The 19,721-nt window shown below is 36.4% G+C and carries 19 protein-coding genes; 10 read left to right on the plus strand and 9 right to left on the minus strand.

Going from position 1 to position 19,721, the window contains the following annotated elements:
- Nucleotides 1–31: 31 nt before the first annotated feature.
- Together NG809_RS08225 and NG809_RS08230 are read right to left on the minus strand one after the other, a co-directional pair.
- On the minus strand, nt 32–628 hold the full coding sequence (locus tag NG809_RS08225; RefSeq protein WP_262149653.1) for a hypothetical protein: 597 nt from the start codon (nt 626–628) through the stop codon (nt 32–34).
- A 95-nt stretch (nt 629–723) separates the two neighbouring features.
- Complete coding sequence (locus NG809_RS08230; RefSeq protein WP_262149655.1) at nt 724–2,016, minus strand: phenylacetate--CoA ligase family protein; 1,293 nt, start codon at nt 2,014–2,016, stop codon at nt 724–726.
- A 397-nt stretch (nt 2,017–2,413) separates the two neighbouring features.
- Here NG809_RS08230 and ileS point away from each other — a divergent pair, with 397 nt between their 5' ends.
- From ileS to NG809_RS08270, 8 genes are all read left to right on the plus strand, one after another.
- Nucleotides 2,414–5,812, plus strand: a complete 3,399-nt coding sequence (gene ileS / locus NG809_RS08235) for an isoleucine--tRNA ligase (protein ID WP_262149657.1) — start codon at nt 2,414–2,416, stop codon at nt 5,810–5,812.
- Between the two features lie 59 nt (nt 5,813–5,871).
- Nucleotides 5,872–6,252, plus strand: a complete 381-nt coding sequence (locus tag NG809_RS08240) for a TraR/DksA family transcriptional regulator (protein ID WP_056027007.1) — start codon at nt 5,872–5,874, stop codon at nt 6,250–6,252.
- A gap of 87 nt (nt 6,253–6,339) precedes the next feature.
- A complete protein-coding gene (locus NG809_RS08245; protein ID WP_262149660.1) occupies nt 6,340–6,585 on the plus strand; it encodes a DUF6576 domain-containing protein in 246 nt (81 codons plus the stop codon).
- Nucleotides 6,586–6,649: 64 nt separating this feature from the next.
- Nucleotides 6,650–6,847: a DUF2683 family protein gene (locus NG809_RS08250; RefSeq protein WP_262149662.1), complete on the plus strand. Its 198-nt coding sequence runs from the start codon at nt 6,650–6,652 to the stop codon at nt 6,845–6,847.
- Nucleotides 6,847–7,485: a lipoprotein signal peptidase gene (locus NG809_RS08255; protein WP_262149664.1), complete on the plus strand. Its 639-nt coding sequence runs from the start codon at nt 6,847–6,849 to the stop codon at nt 7,483–7,485. Before NG809_RS08250 ends, NG809_RS08255 begins: the two co-directional genes overlap by 1 nt.
- Nucleotides 7,486–7,614: 129 nt before the next feature.
- Nucleotides 7,615–8,259 (plus strand): SanA/YdcF family protein, encoded by a 645-nt coding sequence (locus NG809_RS08260; RefSeq protein ID WP_262149666.1) that lies wholly within the window; start codon nt 7,615–7,617, stop codon nt 8,257–8,259.
- Nucleotides 8,260–8,285: 26 nt separating this feature from the next.
- Entirely contained in the window at nt 8,286–8,996 is a 711-nt protein-coding gene (locus tag NG809_RS08265) for a hypothetical protein (protein WP_262149668.1), read from the plus strand.
- On the plus strand, nt 8,997–9,860 hold the full coding sequence (locus tag NG809_RS08270) for a hypothetical protein (protein WP_262149670.1): 864 nt from the start codon (nt 8,997–8,999) through the stop codon (nt 9,858–9,860).
- Here NG809_RS08270 and NG809_RS08275 read toward each other — a convergent pair.
- Complete coding sequence (locus NG809_RS08275; RefSeq protein WP_262149672.1) at nt 9,857–10,774, minus strand: helix-turn-helix domain-containing protein; 918 nt, start codon at nt 10,772–10,774, stop codon at nt 9,857–9,859. The genes NG809_RS08270 and NG809_RS08275 overlap by 4 nt on opposite strands.
- 93 nt (nt 10,775–10,867) lie before the next feature.
- A complete protein-coding gene (locus tag NG809_RS08280; RefSeq protein ID WP_262149674.1) occupies nt 10,868–12,223 on the minus strand; it encodes a hypothetical protein in 1,356 nt (451 codons plus the stop codon).
- Nucleotides 12,224–12,376: 153 nt separating this feature from the next.
- Here NG809_RS08280 and trpS point away from each other — a divergent pair, with 153 nt between their 5' ends.
- Entirely contained in the window at nt 12,377–13,345 is a 969-nt protein-coding gene (gene trpS, locus NG809_RS08285; protein WP_262149677.1) for a tryptophan--tRNA ligase, read from the plus strand.
- A gap of 57 nt (nt 13,346–13,402) precedes the next feature.
- Here the strand turns inward: trpS and NG809_RS08290 are convergent, their stop codons facing one another.
- The 5 genes from NG809_RS08290 to NG809_RS08310 all read right to left on the minus strand — a co-directional run bounded on the left by NG809_RS08290 (nt 13,403) and on the right by NG809_RS08310 (nt 18,109).
- Nucleotides 13,403–14,098, minus strand: coding sequence for a YjjG family noncanonical pyrimidine nucleotidase (locus NG809_RS08290; protein WP_262149679.1), 696 nt, complete (start codon nt 14,096–14,098; stop codon nt 13,403–13,405).
- A gap of 201 nt (nt 14,099–14,299) precedes the next feature.
- Nucleotides 14,300–14,887, minus strand: a complete 588-nt coding sequence (locus NG809_RS08295; protein WP_262149682.1) for an RNA polymerase sigma factor — start codon at nt 14,885–14,887, stop codon at nt 14,300–14,302.
- Nucleotides 14,888–15,078: 191 nt separating this feature from the next.
- On the minus strand, nt 15,079–15,561 hold the full coding sequence (locus NG809_RS08300) for a hypothetical protein (RefSeq protein ID WP_396124838.1): 483 nt from the start codon (nt 15,559–15,561) through the stop codon (nt 15,079–15,081).
- A gap of 87 nt (nt 15,562–15,648) precedes the next feature.
- Nucleotides 15,649–16,929, minus strand: coding sequence for a methionine adenosyltransferase (metK, locus tag NG809_RS08305; RefSeq protein ID WP_262149686.1), 1,281 nt, complete (start codon nt 16,927–16,929; stop codon nt 15,649–15,651).
- Nucleotides 16,930–17,158: 229 nt separating this feature from the next.
- Nucleotides 17,159–18,109, minus strand: a complete 951-nt coding sequence (locus tag NG809_RS08310) for a LysR substrate-binding domain-containing protein (RefSeq protein WP_262149689.1) — start codon at nt 18,107–18,109, stop codon at nt 17,159–17,161.
- Nucleotides 18,110–18,218: 109 nt separating this feature from the next.
- On the opposite strand from NG809_RS08310, the gene NG809_RS08315 reads away from it, so the two are divergent.
- Nucleotides 18,219–19,706, plus strand: coding sequence for a catalase (locus tag NG809_RS08315; protein WP_262149691.1), 1,488 nt, complete (start codon nt 18,219–18,221; stop codon nt 19,704–19,706).
- Nucleotides 19,707–19,721 lie beyond the last annotated feature (15 nt).

Genomic DNA, 19,721 nt, shown 5'->3' on the forward strand with positions numbered 1-19,721 from the left:
AACGGTCTGAGAATTTCAGACCGTTTTTGTTCTATTTTAAGGCTTTTTTCAGTTCTTTTCCGAATTCTTTTCCTGTTTTTTCGTAGGCTGCAGAGATTCTTCCGTATTCCATTCCGTAATCGACTTTACTTCCCGTACCTTCAATTTTATCGCCTTTTATTGTTGCTAAAATGTTTGAGGGATTTGCTGTTTCAACAATCGTAATATCAGCAGATAATTTTGCGGGCTGCGTGATAAAACCCGTCCATCCTGCGTACGTCCATTTTGGATGAATGATTAAAGTGTATTTCGTCTCAACATTCTGACTGAATTTTATTTTCTTTGATTTGTTGAGACCCTCGATGAATTTTTCTGTCCAAACAGTTTCCACGTGCTGTTCCCAAAAATCAATCCAGGTTTTCCATGCTGCTTCGCCTTTTTTAGCTACAGTTTCTTTATGTCTTCTGTCTAAATATTCAGTTTCCGTGAAATTTTCAGCCTGGAAAAGCGGACTTCCGTAATTCCGTTCAACATTCACTTCGGTCTGACCTTTCAGAAAACTCAGGTTTCCCAATTCGACAGATAATTTGTCTTGAGCGAAAATTGTCGTGATCATTGCAACGAACAAAAAGAGAAATATTTTTTTCATAGTATAAAATTTAGATCGTAAAAAATAATATCACCAAAGAAAATTAACTTTAACTGAACGATAATATTTCTAACTTATTTGAATAACATTTAAATTTATCTTAAATCTAAAAAATTAATCGGCTTTCTGCTGTTCGGATTAAATACCGTTTTCGACAAAACATCAAAATCTACCATTTCAATTTTCGGACTTACCCTTAATTTTGCTCTGAAATGGTCACGTACTTCGCCTTCAAAACTTTCGTCATCCCGTTCTGTGCTGAGTTTAATGATAATTTCATCCAAACCAATCTCATTCGACTGAATCACAATCTGGTAACATAAAATTCCGTCAAAATCATTCAGAATATCGTTCATTGCCGGGGGATACAATGTCGTTCCTTTATATTTTATCATTTGCTGTTTTCTGCCCACAACCGGGCCTAATCTCATCGTATTTCTTCCGCATTTACAAGGTTCATAATGAGCTTTAACTAAATCTCCCGTTTTGAATCTTAACAATGGTAAAGCTTCAACTCCCAACGTCGTAATCGTCAGTTCGCCGCTTTCTCCATCTTTCACAGGATTTTCTTCATCATCGAGAATTTCGGTAATAATTAATTCCGGATGCTGATGTCCGCCAATCTGAAATTCACATTCAGTGAACGCCGTGCTCATTTCCGTAGACGCATAAGTTGAATACAGTTGAATATCCCATTTTTCTTTAATTTTCTGCGAAAGAATATTGTCGGAAAAATCCTGATTTTTGATACTTTCACCAATGCAAACCGCTCCGTAAACGCTTGAATTTTTATAATCAATCCCGTTTTTCTCAGCGTAATCGATCATTTTTAAAAGAAAAGATGGAACTGTAATTAAATATTTCGGTTTATATCTGAAAATAGAATCCCATTGAAGTTCCGGAATCCCCGGTCCCATTCTGATGACACTTGCTCCCATTTTTCTCAAACCTAAAAGATAAGCAAGTCCTGCAATAAATCTTTTGTCAATGGTTGTAATCATCTGTACGACGTCGCCCTTCTGAATTCCTGCGCAGGCGAGCGAGATTGCTTCGTTGTAAGCAATTCGTTCCATATCATTTTCAGACAGACCGAAAGTCACAGGATCGCCCAATGTACCGGAAGTTGTGCTGTAATCAACGATTTGAGATTGTTGAACACAGAAAAATTCATCATTATTCTGCTGGATATCATTCTTCGAAGTCGTTGGAATTTTTTTCAAATCTTCCAAAGTCTGGATATCAGAAACGTGAATATTATTTTCTTTAAATAATTTCTGATAAAAAGGTGAATTTGCTTCCAGATATTTCAAAAGATCCCGAAGTTTTTCTTCCTGAAACTTTTTGATGTCCTGAATGTCTGATTTCTCGATGAGCGGGAAGAGTTCCAATAGTTTAAATTTAGATGACAAATTTATTTAAATTAAAATTAAAAGTTGGATGGAAAGTTTTGTTCCCACAGATCGCACAGATTTTCACAGATAATTGTTTTAAACTAATTTGAAATCTGCTTAATTTGTAAAATCCGCGAGAGAAATAAGTTTTGGCTAAAGCCAATTTCATTTGGTAATTGTGAAAGTAGGTTAAAGTCCGCTCCTATTGATATAATAGAAAAGTTGATATAGTAAACTGTGAAAATTCACATTTGACCATTCACAATTCACAGCTTAAACCTTCTTTATTTTCCAAACTTTTCAATAAACCCAATCAAAATAAAACATATATTATAAACCAACAAAAATCACTAATTTTGCCAACTTGATTAATCAACGAAATTGAGAAATTACAATGAGCCAGTTTAAAGAATATAAAAACCTCAACCTGATAGACGTAGCCGAGAATGTTGCGGAATTTTGGAAAGCCAATAAAACCTTTGAAAAAAGCGTTGAAACCCGTGAAGGAAATCCTGAGTTTGTGTTTTATGAAGGTCCGCCTTCCGCAAATGGGATGCCTGGAATTCACCACGTTATGGCAAGAGCGTTGAAAGATATTTTCTGTCGTTACCAAACTCAAAACGGAAAACAGGTTTTTCGTAAAGCGGGCTGGGATACGCACGGACTTCCTGTGGAATTAGGAGTTGAAAAAGAACTCGGAATCACGAAAGAAGATATTGGCAAAAAAATTTCGATTGAAGATTACAACAAAGCCTGTCGTGAAGCGGTAATGCGCTACACGGATGTCTGGAATCAACTGACCGAAAAAATCGGGTATTGGGTTGATCTTGAAGATCCGTACATCACGTACAAATCAAAATACATGGAAACCGTTTGGTGGTTGTTGAAGCAGTTGTACAGCAAAGATTTGTTGTATAAAGGCTACACGATCCAGCCTTACTCTCCGAAAGCGGGAACCGGACTTTCTTCACACGAAGTTAATCAGCCGGGAGCCTACCGTGATGTGACCGATACAACGATTGTTGCACAGTTCAAAACACTTCCTGAAACATTGCCTTCGTTTTTACAGGGATTTGGAGATGTACATTTCTTAGCATGGACGACCACTCCATGGACATTGCCTTCAAATACTGCCTTGACTGTTGGGCCGAAAATCGATTATGTTTTAGTAAAAACATTTAACCAATATACTTTTGAGCCGATCAATATTGTTTTGGCTAAAGCTTTAACCGGAAAACAGTTCGGTAAAAAATTCGTTGAGGGAACTGACGAAGATTTTGCCAATTACACTTCATCAAGCAAAACCATCCCTTTCCAAATTCTTGGAGAGTTCAAAGGTTCTGATTTGGTTGGAATTAAATATGAGCAGTTATTGCCATACACTCTACCTTACCAAAATCCGGAAAATGCGTTCAGAGTAATTTCAGGAGACTTCGTGACGACTGAAGACGGTACAGGAATCGTTCACACGGCGCCAACTTTCGGTGCTGACGATGCTAAGGTTGCTAAAGAAGCAACTCCTGAGGTTCCGCCGATGTTGGTTTTAAATGAATTTGGAAATCCGGTTCCGTTGGTAGATTTGCAGGGGAAATTCACTTCTCATATGGGAGATTTTTCCGGTAAATATGTGAAAAATGAATATTATGACGCAGGAACAGCACCGGAAAAATCTGTTGATGTAGAAATCGCTATCCGTTTAAAAGAGGAAAATAAAGCTTTTAAAGTTGAAAAATACGTTCACAGTTACCCACACAGCTGGAGAACTGAAGAACCGCTTTTATATTATCCGCTGGATTCATGGTTTGTGAAAATGACCGCAGTAAAAGACCGTTTGGTAGATTTAAACAAAGAAATCAACTGGAAACCAAAATCAACCGGCGAAGGACGTTTCGGCAACTGGCTTGAAAATGTCAACGACTGGAATTTATCGCGTTCAAGATACTGGGGAATTCCGTTGCCAATCTGGAGAACAGATCCTTCGACAGGTTCAGCTCAGGAAGAAATCATCATTGGTTCTGTTGAAGAATTATACAATGAGGTCGAAAAATCTATCGCAGCCGGATTGATGACAGAAAATCCGTTTAAAGGATTTGAAATCGGAAATATGTCTGAAGAAAACTATTCTTTGGTTGATCTTCACAAAAATATCGTTGACAAGATTGTCTTGGTTTCAGAATCTGGAAAAGCGATGCACCGTGAGAGCGACCTGATCGACGTTTGGTTTGACTCAGGTTCTATGCCTTACGCTCAGCTACATTATCCGTTTGAAAACAAAGAATTAATCGATAATAATAAAGCATTCCCTGCAGATTTTATCGCAGAAGGAGTTGACCAGACCCGTGGATGGTTCTACACACTTCACGCAATCGGAACAGCAGTTTTTGATTCAGTTGCTTATAAAAATGTGATGAGTAATGGACTTGTTTTGGATAAAAACGGTCTGAAAATGTCAAAATCTAAAGGAAATGCGGTTGACCCGTTTGAAACTTTAGCGGTTTACGGACCGGATGCTACACGCTGGTACATGGTTTCGAATGCAAACCCTTGGGAAAACCTGAAATTTGACATTGAAGGAATTGACGAAGTAAGAAGAAAATTCTTCGGAACTTTATACAACACGTATTCATTCTTTACTTTATATGCAAATGTTGATGGATTTAAATATTCTGAAAAAGATATTGAAAACCGTCCTGAAATTGACAGATGGATTTTATCTGAATTGAACCTTTTAATTAAAGAAGTAAAAGCTTTCTACGAAGATTACGAACCGACAAGAGTGGCAAGATCGATCAGTAATTTCGTGAATGACAATTTGAGTAACTGGTACGTAAGGCTTTGTAGAAGACGTTTCTGGAAAGGAGATTATTCTGATGACAAAATCTCTGCTTACCAGACTTTGTACACTTGCCTTGAAACTGTTGCCAAATTATCTGCGCCAATTGCTCCGTTCTTCATGGATCAGTTATATCAGGATCTGAATGCAGCCACTGGAAAAGAAACATTTGAATCTGTTCACCTGAGTGATTTCCCTGTTGCCGATGAAAGTTTAATTGATCAGGATTTGGTTGAGAAGACGCATTTAGCTCAGAATATTACGAGTATGGTTTTCTCATTGAGAAAGAAAGAGAACGTAAAAGTGCGTCAGCCATTACAGAAAGTTTTGATTCCTGTTTTGGATAAGAAAACGGAAGAGCAAATCTTAGCGGTTTCAGAATTAATTAAACAGGAAGTTAATGTTAAAGAATTGCAGTTAATCAACGCTGAAGAAGCTTCACATTTAATTATAAAACAAATCAAGCCGAACTTTAAAACTTTGGGTTCAAGACTTGGAAAAGACATGAAAGTTGTTGGTAATGAGATTTCTAATTTCACACCGGAGCAAATCTCATCTTTAGAAAAGGAAGGAAAAGCAAACGTTCAGGGATATGAAATTACAACAGCGGATGTGGAAATTTCAACGAAAGATATTCCGGGATGGACGGTAACTTCTGATGGGAAAACAACTGTGGCATTAGATTTGACATTGACAGAAGAATTAAAATCAGAAGGTGTTGCGAGGGAGCTTATCAACAGGATCCAGAACATCAGAAAAGAAAAAGATTTTGAGTTAACAGACAGAATCAGAATTTCTGTAGAAGAAAGTTCGATATTTATCAATGACATACGCAAAAATGAAGCTTATATTTCAGACGAAGTATTGTCGGATAAACTAGAAGTTGTATCTTCACTGTTAAATTTTAACGAAATCGAAATAGATGACGTTAAATTTAAGATAAATGTTGAAAAAATTTAACGTTTAGTTATTGTTTTTCAAATTCCATTTCATAATTTTATTAAAAAAGAAAAAGAACCATGTCAGACGAAAGAGTACGTTACAGCGATGCTGATTTACAGGAATTTAAGGCAATTATCAAAGATAAAATAGAGAAAGCTGAGAATGATTTAAAACTGATTAGAGAAAGTTTCATCAACGACCAGAATAATGGAACTGATGATACATCTCCTACTTTTAAAGCATTTGAAGAAGGAGCAGAAACTTTGAGCAAAGAGCAAAACTCAATTTTAGCAGGAAGACAGGAGAAATTTGTCCGTGACCTGAAAAATGCCTTGATAAGAATTGAAAACAAAACTTACGGTGTTTGCAGAGTGACAGGAAAATTGATTCCTAAGCCAAGACTTTTGGCAGTTCCTCACGCTACACTGAGCATTGAAGCTAAAAATATGCAGAAATAATATTTTTTATCTTATTTTTGTAAATAATTAATTGGGTTTATATGATGTTTTTAAAACATTATGTAAACCTATTTTTTAATTATATCTATGAGTGAATATCTGATTTTAGGAATCATCCTTGTGGCAGTTTTGTGGTATTTTAACCGAGACAGAATCAAAAACAGATTCCATCCGGATAAGCCTAAAAATCTCACAATCGATCAGCAATTCAACTCAGATAAACGGGACAGAGAAAAGGAAATCGACAGACTTCTCAGTAAAATAGGAAAGAATGGCATCAACGATTTGTCCGCCAAAGACAGAAAACGGTTAGACGAACTGTCGAAGCATTAATATTAAAACAGAAACGTTGTAAAAGACTTTAGTTAAGACTTAAACACGACGCAAACAAAGAAAAATGGAAGCATTAATTGTACACCCAAAAAACCAGATGGAGCTGAATGCACTGAAAAGTGTAATGAAAGACATGGGAATCCGATACGAAAAATTTCACACCAGAGGTGCAAAAACTCAGAATTTTGAGCCAAGAACCCCAGCAGTAAAGAAGGAAAAGCCTGCAAGAAATTTTAAAGACAAACCAAAGACTGACCAATAATGAAGAAGATAGCACTTATCACTTTTCTTATATTGTTGATTGATCAGGCATCAAAAATTTATATTAAAACTCACTTTCCACTAAATGGTTACGAAGATGTCTTTCCAGGATTTAAATTAACCTTCGTTGAAAATCCCGGGATGGCGTATGGCTTTCATTTTGGCGGAATGCTCGGGAAATATTTTCTGGTCATCGTCCGCGTTTTTCTGATTGGCGGAATGATTTATCTGTTTAGCAAATGGCTTAAAAGAGGTGAATCAAACTATCTGATCATCCCAATGTCAATGATTTTTGCCGGTGCCATCGGAAATTTAATTGACGGAATGTTTTACGGATTGATTTTCGACAGCGGAATGGTTTACGACGAAAACATCAAACAATGGATTGGCTACGGCGGAGTTTCGAAACTCGTTCCTTTTGGTCAGGGTTATTCCACATTTATGAAAGGCTGCGTGGTCGACATGCTACACTTCCCGTTGGTAGATTGGAACGTTCCAGAAAGCTGGCCTTTAATCGGAGGAAGACATCTTGAATTCTTCAAATACATTTTTAATGTTGCAGATTCTGCCATTACTGTTGGCGGTGCACTTTTGATAATTTTCAGAAAAAAAGCTTTCCCGAACGGGCTTGAGTTTTAAGATATTTGATATGTCGATCTTTATTGTCTTTCAAAGGACATATTTGATCCAATAATTTTTTACCGGGTTTTGTGTTTCAAACTCATGGGAATTTCATACTTTTATGGAACCTTCAAAGGTTCAAACTGTATGAAAAAATTGATAAAAAATACAATCAAAATATTCCTGCTGCTTTTTGTGGTGGGAATTGTTTTTGTGATCTGGTCCAACTTTACCATCAAAGATCAGTCGGAAAATTTCGTCACTTCAGACATTTCAAAACTTCCTTCCGAAAAAACCGGATTGCTTCTGGGAACGAGTAAAACCTTATCCAACGGAAATCCAAACGCTTACTTTTTTAATAGAATAAGAGCTGCAGCAGAGCTATTTAAATCAGGAAAGATTCAAAACATTATCGTAAGCGGGGATAATTCTCAAAAAGACTACAACGAGCCTGAAGAAATGAAAAACGAACTCATCAAAGCCGGAGTTCCCGCAGATAAAATTTTTGAGGATTTCGCAGGCTTCCGAACTTTGGATTCTGTGCTGAGAGCGAAAGAAATTTTTGGACAAAATTCCTACATCATTATTTCTCAGAAATTCCACAACGAAAGAGCGGTTTATTTAGCAAGAAAAAACGGCATTCAGGCATTTGGCTACAACGCTGAAGATGTCAATAAATATGCAGGTTTTAAAACCAATGCAAGAGAAAAACTGGCAAGAGCAAAGGTATTCTGGGACTTTGTGTTTGGTGTGGAACCGAAGTTTGGCGGGGAGAAGATTTTGATTCCCTAGTTTTATAATTAAATTTAAAACTGAAAATGAGCATCTTCACCTATCATTTAGTAAAAACAAATTACTTTTCTGCACTTAAAATTCTTTTGTTTCCACCAAAATCAAAGCGAATTTCAGGGTTGATCCATGCAGAAATAATGACGGCGATGACGCTCGGCTCTCCTATTTTTTCGCCATCCCGAATGCTGATCAGACAAATCGCAGTGTTTGCCCAATGGGAAAATGAAAGTGACATAGATTATTTTTTAGCTGAAAATAATTTAGGAAAAATACTTTCGAAAGGCTGGCACACGAGATTGTTTTTTCTGCGAAAGTGGGGTAAATTCAACAAATTTGAAATTCCGGACGAAACTTTAGAATTTGAAAATCCCGATTCTCCTGTTGTCGCAGTAACAATTGCCCGAATGAAATTTCCGGAAATTCCAAGATTTATCCGTTGGGGAAGACCTGTTGAGAAATTGGTTCGCGACCATCCTGCAACGACTTTGTCTCTGGCTTCCATTAAATTTCCAAACACCGTTTCTACATTTTCAATCTGGAAAACTCAGAAAGAAATGACCGATATGTTGCATGGTCACGGTAATGTTCCGAAACCTGAAAGACATAAAAATGCAATGAAAGAAAGAGACCGGAAAGATTTTCATTTTGAATTTACAACGTTGCGTTTCAAGCCGATTTCGGAATCTGGAGAATGGAACGGACGACAAGACTTCATTCCCAATCTAAAAAACAATTAAATGAGATTCGCTTATCCGATGCAGAAATTTCAGGATTGGGTGACTCAGCAATGGGTGATTCTGCGGGGAAGAAAAATCAAGCCGGAAGATTACCCTTGGCTGATAGGACCGTTTGGAAATCTGGATGCAATTGGCGAAGAATTTATTCATCAGTTTGCAGAAAAGGAAAATTTAATTGTTGAAAAAGATTCAAAATCAAAAGGAATCATCCCGTCAATGTCTAAATTGAATTTATCCGAAGCAGAATTCATCAATTTATCTAAAAAAGTTATTGGATTTTATGAAAACACAGCCAATCACAATTTGGATTTTTCTGTAAAATGGAATCCTTTTTTTAAATTTTTTGGAATTTTAATCAACAAATTATTCAGCAACAGAATCAATCAGCTGAATATTCCTACCAAAAATATTTACAATTCCGAATCGTTAAAAAGCGAGATTATCAATCTTATCGATCCAAAAACCAATGAAATCAAATATACATTTTGGTTTCGCTCAATTGAATCTACCGGACAGGTAATCTATTCCGGCGTTTATGGAATCTGTCAGTTGCCTTCCGGAAAAACCTGTGTGAAAGCTGTTTTCCCTTTACCGAATGGGAATGCAACGGTTCTAATGAATCCAAATGTTGGAAAAAATGGCGAATTGATTTTAGATTCTTCAGGCAAAAAATTTGGTGACGCCGGATTTTATTTTCTATTAAAAGATTCGAAGGGCGACTATTGGTCGCAATTCATCAGTTCGTTTCGGGATAAATTAATTATTGGTTCTGAAAAAGATTTGATTCTTGCAGAACAAACTTTGACGCTTTGGCATTTGAAGGTTCTGACTTTTAATTATAGCATTGAATTAAAAAATAATTAATAAGTTTTTCTAAACTCATTCGGCGTTTCAGAAGTCTGCTTTTTAAAGAAATTCACAAAGTGCGAAGATTCTTTGAAATTCAATTTGAAAGCAATTTCTTTTATCGAAAAATCGGTCTGCTGCAATAAGGTTTTTGCGTTGTGAATCAGTTTTGCGTCTATGTGTTCCTTGGCCGTTTTTCCTGTTTCGGTTTTTAATTTTGAACTGAGATAATTGGGATGAACTGCCAGTTTTGAAGCGAAATACGAAATGTTATAATTTATATTTTCTTCGTGCTGCGAATCTTCGTGAAGCAAGGTCAGGAAACGGTTGCTCAGAGAATCTATTTTTTTCGATTCACTATTTTCTTCCTCATTTTCTAAAGAGTACTGATTGTACAGACGCTTTATTTTCATAAAAAAAATAAGAATTGCCGATGCCATTATTTCCAGCGAGTCTTCTTTTTTCTCCATTTGAAACTCATCATAAATGTAATCGAACACTTTTACCAAGTCTGTCATCTCATCATCGGCAATTACGATAGGCGTTGACTTATCTGCCTGAAAATATTCAAATACCGAAATAAAATGTTTTAATTTCAGATGTTTGTCAATAAAATAATCATTAATAATTACGGTATATTCCAAAATATCGTCATCAACCATTTCGCAGGAAACAATCTGATTGGGTGGCGAGATAAAGATTGCAGGGGCTTTCAGATTCTCTTTCCACTGGCCAATTCTCATCACACCTTCACCCCTCAAAAGCAATTTGATGGCATACGAATTATGTTTAAACGGTGGAACAGTGAGTGACGGATGCGTCCAAAGTCTATCCATCATATCCACATAAAGGCCTTCATACTTAGACGGGGGCATATTGACAGCACTGAAAAACTCTTCAAATGTTTTGAAATACGGAACCTCATTTTCCATAATAATAGTTTTTGGTAAATTTAAAAAATATTAATAAAACAGAAATATGAGCGACAATTCATCACTCATATTTCAAAAAAAACACATTTACACTTATTTAGACAATACTTTCTCTATTCTATTCAATCTGGTTTTCAGCTCCTCAAGTTCCAATTTCTGTTGTTTAATTGTTTCATCCTGTTCAAAAACGTACAGATACAGTTCCTCCAATTTTTCGAGATTAATCTCCAAAGACCTGTTGAGAATAATCCCGCCTTGCTCATCGATATCTGCAGCAGAGGGAACACCGGGAAGATGCTTATTAATTTTAATAAAATCTTTTACTTCAGTAAGCTCCATCCTTTGATAATCGGGCTTCAAAGCAGAATATCCATCAAAATATTTTTGAAAAACATAGTCTGGCGTGATGGTTCCCGATGCCAGAATATTCCCGATAACGTGCAGTTTTTGCGATGGATTATTTGTGCCAATACCCAAATTCCCTGTGTCTTTTGCAAACCTGGCCCATTCTGTATAATTTGTTGGCGAAGTATATTTCCCAAAAGAAATATGACCGGGAACACCAGATTTTCCCGATGTGTAAATCCTTGTACCTGGGGAACTTGCCGATCCTGAAGTCGGAAAATATCCACTTTGTGTTAATCCGTACTTCTCCCCATTGGTATCATCGAAAACCTTACCCACTCCATAATGAGAATCAGGCTGAAACTGTATAAAGCCATCCACATTTAATTTTGCCAGCTCATCTACTCCGCCAATGCCCACGTGTGCAGAGCCTTCAAAATTCAGATATTTGTCGCCCATAGTTACCGTTCGATCATCAGTGAGAGTTCCGTCGTTAGTATAAATATTAGTGTTGTTAAGCGAAATCGCATTACTGTTCACACCATTGATTGTAGTCGTCAATTGATTGGATGCAGAAAGGGCGTGACTCACAGATTTTACAAGATTGATGCTGTTGCCACTGACACCATTTACCGTCGTCGTCAAAGTATTGCTGTTTGTTGCGGAAGTATTGGAAACCGTATTCACAGCATTGGTTGTGGAAGAAATCCCGTTGACTGTAGATGTAATAGTGTTGATGGGATTTGAAATTACATTCGTTGTCGTTCCAGCCCCAGTTGAAGATTGGAAGGCAACCCATTTTCCTAAAACCGCATCGTAATAATAGTATCCCGCTTTGGTGACCTCTGCTGTTTTTGCCGTTGTGGGAGAAGCTGCGGAAGTAGCAAATACAAAAGTCGCATTTTGGGCACTTCCGTAAATATTATCTTTAGCTTTTAACTCATTTCCGGTTAATCTTGGTGCGATAATTCCGTCAACCTTTAGGAGATCGGAAGGTTTTGCGACCACATCTAACGTTGCTTTGGGCTCGGATGTATCAATTCCCACCTGTGAAAATAGGATAATGAAGTTTAGACTTAGTACAGTAATAAATATTTTTTTCATAATTTTGTTTAAGTCGCAAATTTCCTACAATCAACCGCTCAGAACGTTGCAATAATCATATTGAAAATTGCAAATTTTAAAGATTTAGAATTGCACTTCAGAACATCAGTGTTCTAAATTTTCCCTATTTTTGTGAAAATATATTTCTATTAAATGTCAAGAATTCTTACCGGCATACAAGCCACCGGAACGCCGCACCTTGGTAATCTTTTAGGTGCTATTATTCCTGCAATTGAGCTTTCAAAGCAAGCAGGAAACGAGTCATTTTTATTTATTGCGAATCTTCATTCGCTGACGCAGATTAAAGATGCAAAAGAATTAAAAAACAACACCTACGAAATTGCCGCAGCGTGGCTTGCCTGCGGATTGGATACTGAAAAAACATTCTTTTACAGACAGAGCGACATCCCTGAAACCTGTGAACTTTCCTGGCATTTATCCTGTTTTTTTCCTTATCAGAGATTAACGTTAGCACATTCATTTAAAGATAAAGCAGACCGTTTGCAGGATGTAAATGCAGGTTTGTTTACCTATCCGATTCTGATGGCTGCAGATATTTTACTTTACAACGCGGAAATTGTTCCTGTAGGAAAAGATCAGCTTCAACATTTGGAAATTGCCCGTGATGTGGCTTCAAGATTCAACAATCAGATGGGTGAAGTTTTGGTTTTGCCTCAGGCTGAACTGCAGGAAGACACCAAATACGTTCCAGGAGTTGACGGACACAAAATGTCTAAATCCAGAGGGAACATCATCAATATTTTCTTACCTGAAAAAGAACTGAAAAAACAGGTGATGAGCATCGAAAGTGATTCTAAATCTTTAGAAGAACCAAAAGATCCGTCTACAGATAAAACTTTTGCGATTTATGAATTAATCGCAACGCCTGAACAAACCGAAGAATTAAGAGCTAAATATCTAGCCGGAAATTTTGGTTATGGTCATGCTAAAAAAGAGCTTTTGGATTTAATTTTAACAAGATTTGAAAAAGAAAGAGAGTTATTTTCTTACTACATGAACAATCTTGATGAACTGGAAGCCAAACTTCAGGAAGGAGCGGCAAAAACGAGAGTGATTGCTACTGAAACGATTAAAAGAGTGAGAGAGAGTTTGGGAATTTAATTCCAAAACATTTCTATTGAATACAGTTTCGGCGACAACTTAATGTCGCCGAATTTTTTATAAATAATCCTTTATCTGTAAAAGATGTTCAATAACTTTCAAATTTTCCTGCTGTGGATTTTCCTTTAAAACATCAAAGAAAATAACGTCCATACCAAATTGCTGAGCTCCAACTACATCAGCAATCCAGTCGTCGCCAATCAGAATACTTTCTTCGGTTTTAGCATTGGCAAGTCCGAGAGAATATTCAAAAATCTCACGGTTGGGTTTTCTTACGCCCACAGAATCTGCGCTGGTAATGGTTTGAAAATAATGATCAATTCCGGAAAGAATACATTTTCTCTCAGTCACTTCCTGAAAGCCGTTTGAAATGATGTGAAGGGTGTAATTTTTAGCTTTTAAATATTCCAAAATAACATCGGCACTTTCTACAAGATGATTGAAATTTAAAATTTTATCTAAAAAATGTTCTTCAAAGTACATTGATAATTCCAAATCATCAATTCCGAAATGATTGAATGTATCGTAAAATCTGTGCTTTCTCAAATATTCCTTATCAATTTCACCATCTCTGATCTGCTCCCAAAGTCTTTCGTTGATTTCATGATAGACAGAATGAAATGCTTCAAAATCAATGTCATATTTCAAAGTGATTTCTTCTTTTTCGAAAAGGCTTTTGATGGTTAAATAAGCGTTTTTGCGGTGATCCCAAAGGGTATTGTCGAGGTCAAAAAAAATGTGCTGAATTTTCATACAGCACAAATTTACTAATTTTAATTTTTTGAAAGGTGGATGTGTGCATCCTTCACTTTAATTACTTCAAGACTTTTTGAGAAATTAAGCAAAAAATCAACAGTTTGCTTTTTTGGTTTCAAACTTTTGGATTTTAAAGAATCGTTATTTTTCATAGGCGAAAATTATTGTTTCCTTAAAAACGAAAATTGTTCCAAAATATTATCTTGTAAGAATAATATTCTTTTCTTCCATTATTTTTCTGAGATTAATCAACGCATAACGCACTCTTCCAAGTGTTGTATTGATGCTCATATTGGTATGTTCAGCGATTTCTTTGAAGCTTAAACCATCAAAAAATCTCAGTTTAATCACTTCCTGCTGATTCTCCGGCAGAAACTGTAGCATTTTAATCAAATCTTGCTGAATCTGAAGGCTTACCAACTGATCTTCAATATTTTCTGAAGGTTCTCTGATAAGATCAAATATTGAAAATTCATCATTATCAAAAGTGGTTTCAGATACTTTTACATTTTTTGCTCTTGCACGAAAATGGTCGATAATTAAATTCTGTGCAATTCTTTTTGCCCAAAGAATGAATTTTCCTTCTTCATTGTAACGCCCTTCCTTCAGCATCACAATAATTTTCATAAAAGTATCCTGAAAGATATCGTTGGCAAGATCTTCATCATTAATCTTGTAAAGAATAAATGTGAAAAGATCACGCTGATGTCTGTAGATAAGGGTAGATAATGCTTCTTCGTTGCCGGTCTGATAAAGGGTAATCAGGTTGCTATCTGTAGGTTTCATAACTTTTCTCTTCTCTATAATTATTATTCTGCAAAACAGCTTTCGCCAGAAAAAATCTGGTTTTGTATACGGATGTTTTGCAATTTCAGAGTAAAGTCTTTTCTATAGCATTGAATTATGCTGTAAATATAAATAAATTTTTAATAAATGTTAAACTTTTAACAATTAACATTAAAAAAAATTAAACATATCTACTTAAACATATCATAAATAGCCACCGTTGGTATATTTAGTGTGAAATTAATATTTAAACCCTTCAATTCTTTGCCGTTCAGTTTAGAATCTGCAACCGGAAAAGCATAACCTCCCGTCAAATCAACAATTCCAAATAAACTGAATCCTACTTTCGGAGCAACATATTTATTGGTTCCTTCTGCTCCTAAAATAAAGTAATAAGAATGATAAAAATCTACATCTTTCTGGAAATTTAAAAGTACATCAGCCTGCAGTTTCGGCATTATGGCAAACTGAGAATTGGTCGATCCCATCAATGCAGAAGCGCCCAGTCTGTAAATCACATCATCAGTCTTAAGAAACATCAGCTTCCCTCCTACTTCCCCAAAACTTTGATTCTGATAGACATACCCCACACTGACAACTTTATGAACAGTATACTGTGCCTGAGCGAAAATTCCGGTAAAGAAAACAAAAAGGATAGTGATTGCAGATCGCATGTTCATCATAAAATATTTAAGTGTAAAAATAAAAAAAACTGCTTTAGCATTTTCATGTTAAAGCAGTTTCTATACCGAAAAGAAGAATTATAAACCGAAAGCCGATTTAATCTCTTCTACTTTGTCTAATTTTTCCCATGTGAAGAATTCCAGACCTTCAAGAGTCAACTCATTTTTATGACCTTTATTGAACGTTTTATCAGCAACAAAATGCTCTCTTCCCATGTGACCGTAAGAAGCAGTTTCCTGATAAATAGGATTTCTCAACTTCAAATTCTGCTCGATTGCATAAGGTCTAAGATCGAAAACCGTAGATACTTTTTTAGCAATTTCACCGTCTGTCAAATCTACTTTTGATGTACCATAAGTTGTGATAAAAAGACCACAAGGCTCAGCAACACCAATTGCGTAAGAAACCTGTACCAAAACCTCATCTGCAACACCAGCTGCAACTAAGTTTTTAGCAATGTGTCTTGTAGCATACGCAGCACTTCTGTCTACTTTTGAAGGATCTTTTCCAGAGAATGCACCCCCACCGTGAGCACCTTTCCCACCGTACGTATCAACAATGATTTTTCTTCCTGTCAAACCTGTATCTCCGTGAGGACCACCGATTACAAATTTTCCTGTTGGGTTGATGTGATATTTAATCTGCTCGTTGAATAAAGCTTTGATTTCTTCAGTCTGCAAAGCAACCACTCTTGGAATCAGAATATTTTTGATATCTTCTCTGATTTTAGTCAGCATTTCTTCTTCAGCCCCGAAATCGTCGTGCTGAGTAGAAACTACGATAGAATCGATTCTTACCGGCTTGTGATCGTCAGAATATTCAATAGTAACCTGAGATTTTGCATCAGGACGAAGGTATTTAATTTCAGAATCTTCTCTTCTTAAAGCAGAAAGTTCTTTCAGAATTGTATGAGCTAAATCTAAAGCCAAAGGCATATAATTAGCGGTTTCGTTGGTTGCATAACCAAACATCATCCCCTGATCACCCGCTCCCTGCGCGTTTGCTTTTGCTTCAAAAGACTCGTCATTTACCGCTCTGTCAACACCCTGGTTGATATCCGGAGACTGCTCGTGAATTGCAGAAATAACCCCACAAGAATCACCGTTGAACATGTACTCACCTTTTGTATAACCAATTCCGTTGATCACCTCTCTTGCGATAGTCTGTACATCAAGATAAGCATCAGATTTTACTTCTCCAGCCAAAACAACCTGTCCTGTTGTAACCAAAGTCTCACAAGCAACCTTGGAGGTTTTGTCGTAAGCTAAAAAGTTATCGATTAATGCGTCGGAAATCTGATCTGCGATTTTATCCGGATGGCCTTCTGAAACTGATTCAGATGTAAATAAATAAGACATATTCTTCTTTTGTTTTTTTAATTTAAAACTAAGAGGATAAAAAATGAATAATTGCCGGAAATAGCTGAAATAGAATACTGTTTTAGCATATTTTTAGAGAGGTTGCAATCAGGTCAAATTTTTCCTCGTTATCAAACGTCTGCAAATGTAAGCACTATTTTTCTAATACTCAAAACTTTTGACTTTGAAAATAAATGAAAAAAATCAGACTTTCATCTGATTTCTAATTCTATTGCGGCTTAATACTCACATAATCTTTCGGATTTTCGTAGTAATTAAGTTTGTCTTTCAGTGATTTTTTGATTGAATTCCCCAACTCATCAATGATTTTTTGTTTGAAGGTCGGCTTATAATAGATAATACTGATTTCACGATACGGGAAAGGCTTTTTGAATTTAAAAACCTTCGTTTTCTGCTCATCTGAAAGTTGGTTTAGGGCAAGCTCAGGCAAAATACTGATTCCTCCCACTTTATCCACCATGTGCACCAAAGTCTGAATATTTGAAGCAAGGAAATCCAGATTTTTAGGCTTTAAAGTATTTTCCTTTAAATGACAGATGTTTTCAAACTGATTTCTCAAACAGTTACCTTCCTCCAGAAGCCATACTTTTTCGGTATTCATTTCTTCGGGAACAATAAAGGTATTTTTCTTATTCGCTTCTGTATCTGAGCTGTAAATCATCAACTCTTCATTGAAAAGAAAATCTTTGTAAAACTCATTGGCATTGTCGTAAGGTGTGGAAATAATTCCCGCATCAAGCTCACCGGATTTTAATGCTTTGATGATATTTTCCGTCGTCATTTCCTTCACATTCATCTGAATCTTAGGATTTTCCTGTAAGAAATTAAAGATCTCAGTCGGCAAAATAAAAGATGAAACGGTAGGAATAATTCCTAAATTTATGGTACCTCCTAAAATATTATTTAATAAATTCGCTTTGTTTTTAAGCTCATTTACACCCTCAATAACTGTCTTGGCTTGGTCTATAATTTGCAGTCCAACGTCGGTTGTGCGGATGGGATGTGTGGTTCGGTCGAAGACTTTTACATCCAGTTCATCCTCAAACTTCTGAATCATAGCGCTTAAGGTCGGTTGGGTAATAAAGCAGGCCTGTGCAGCTTTACCAAAATGTTTGTACTTATCTACAGCGATAAGATATTCCAATTGCTGAATGTTCATTCGATTAATATTATCTATTACAAAGATATGACGTTTTTGGTTTAGTAAATTAAAAATTCATCTAAATTTGAATCTAAAAAATGAAATTATAACTACAAATCATAAATAAATGGATACTAAAAAGTTAACCACAGGAAGTGGAGCTCCTTATTTCGAGCACCAGGATTCACAAACTGTAGGAGCAAGAGGTCCTGTTTTGCTTCAGGATTTTATTTTGCAGGAGAACCTTGCTCATTTCGTACGAGAAAGAATTCCTGAAAGAATTGTGCACGCCAAAGGCAGCGGTGCGTACGGAAAATTCACAGTGACTCACGATATTTCAAAATATACAAAAGCGAAACTTTTTTCTCAGGTTGGCAATTCATGTAAAATGTTTGCAAGATTTTCTACAGTAGGTGGTGAGAAAGGTAGTGCCGATACAGCAAGAGACCCAAGAGGTTTTGCCTTAAAATTTTATACTGAAGACGGCAACTGGGATCTGGTTGGAAACAATACACCCGTTTTCTTCATCAAAGATGCCAAAAAATTTCCGGATTTCATCCATACTCAAAAGAGAGTGCCTAAAACCAATCTGAAAAGTGCTACGATGATGTGGGACTTCTGGAGCTTAAATCCTGAATCTCTGCATCAGGTTTTAATTTTAATGTCAGACCGTGGTACACCCTACGGTTTCAGACACATGCACGGTTTTGGATCACATACTTTCTCAATGATTAATGCCGGCAACGAAAGAACATGGGTTAAATTCCATCTTCTTACAAAACAGGGAATTAAAAACTTCTCTAATGAAGAAGCGGTGAAAATGGCAGGCGAAAATCCTGATTTTGCTCAGGAAGATCTTTGTAATGCAATTGACAACGGCGATTTCCCGAAATGGACGATGTATATTCAAACGATGACCGAAGCTCAGGCCAACGAGTTCCGCTGGAATCCTTTCGACATCACAAAAGTTTGGTCACATGACGATTTCCCTCTAATTGAAGTCGGAGAAATGGAATTAAATGAAATTCCTGTCAATTATTTTGCCCACGTTGAACAGTCAATATTCTCACCAAGTAATTTAATAAACGGAATCAGTTTCTCACCTGACAAAATGCTTCAGGGAAGACTTTTCTCTTATCCTGATGCCCACCGTTACAGAGTTGGGGTAAATGCACATCATCTTGAAGTCAACCGTTGTCCGTTTGCCGTAAACAATTACCAGCGCGACGGTTTTATGGCAGATTCAAGTCATTATCAGGACAAACCGAATTATCATCCCAACAGTTTCGATGACATCAAACCAGATTCAAACTATAAAAACTTTGAGTACGAACTGGACAGCAATCACGTTGCGAATTACAACCGAAACGAAAATGATGATGATCACTACACTCAGCCCGGCTTACTTTACACCAAAGCAATGAAGCAGGAAGACCGTGACAAACTCATTCATAATATCATCGAAAGCATGAAAGGAATCGATGGACCGAAGAAAGACGAGATCATCAACAGGCAGTTATGTCACTTTTTCAGAGCCAATATTGAGCTCGGAATGAAGGTAGCATCGGGACTTCAGGTAAGCATTGATGCCAACATGATGAATCACAATAAATAGTTTACGTTTCAAAAT

Source organism: Chryseobacterium foetidum (genome assembly GCF_025457425.1).
GTDB classification, from domain to species: domain Bacteria; phylum Bacteroidota; class Bacteroidia; order Flavobacteriales; family Weeksellaceae; genus Chryseobacterium; species Chryseobacterium foetidum.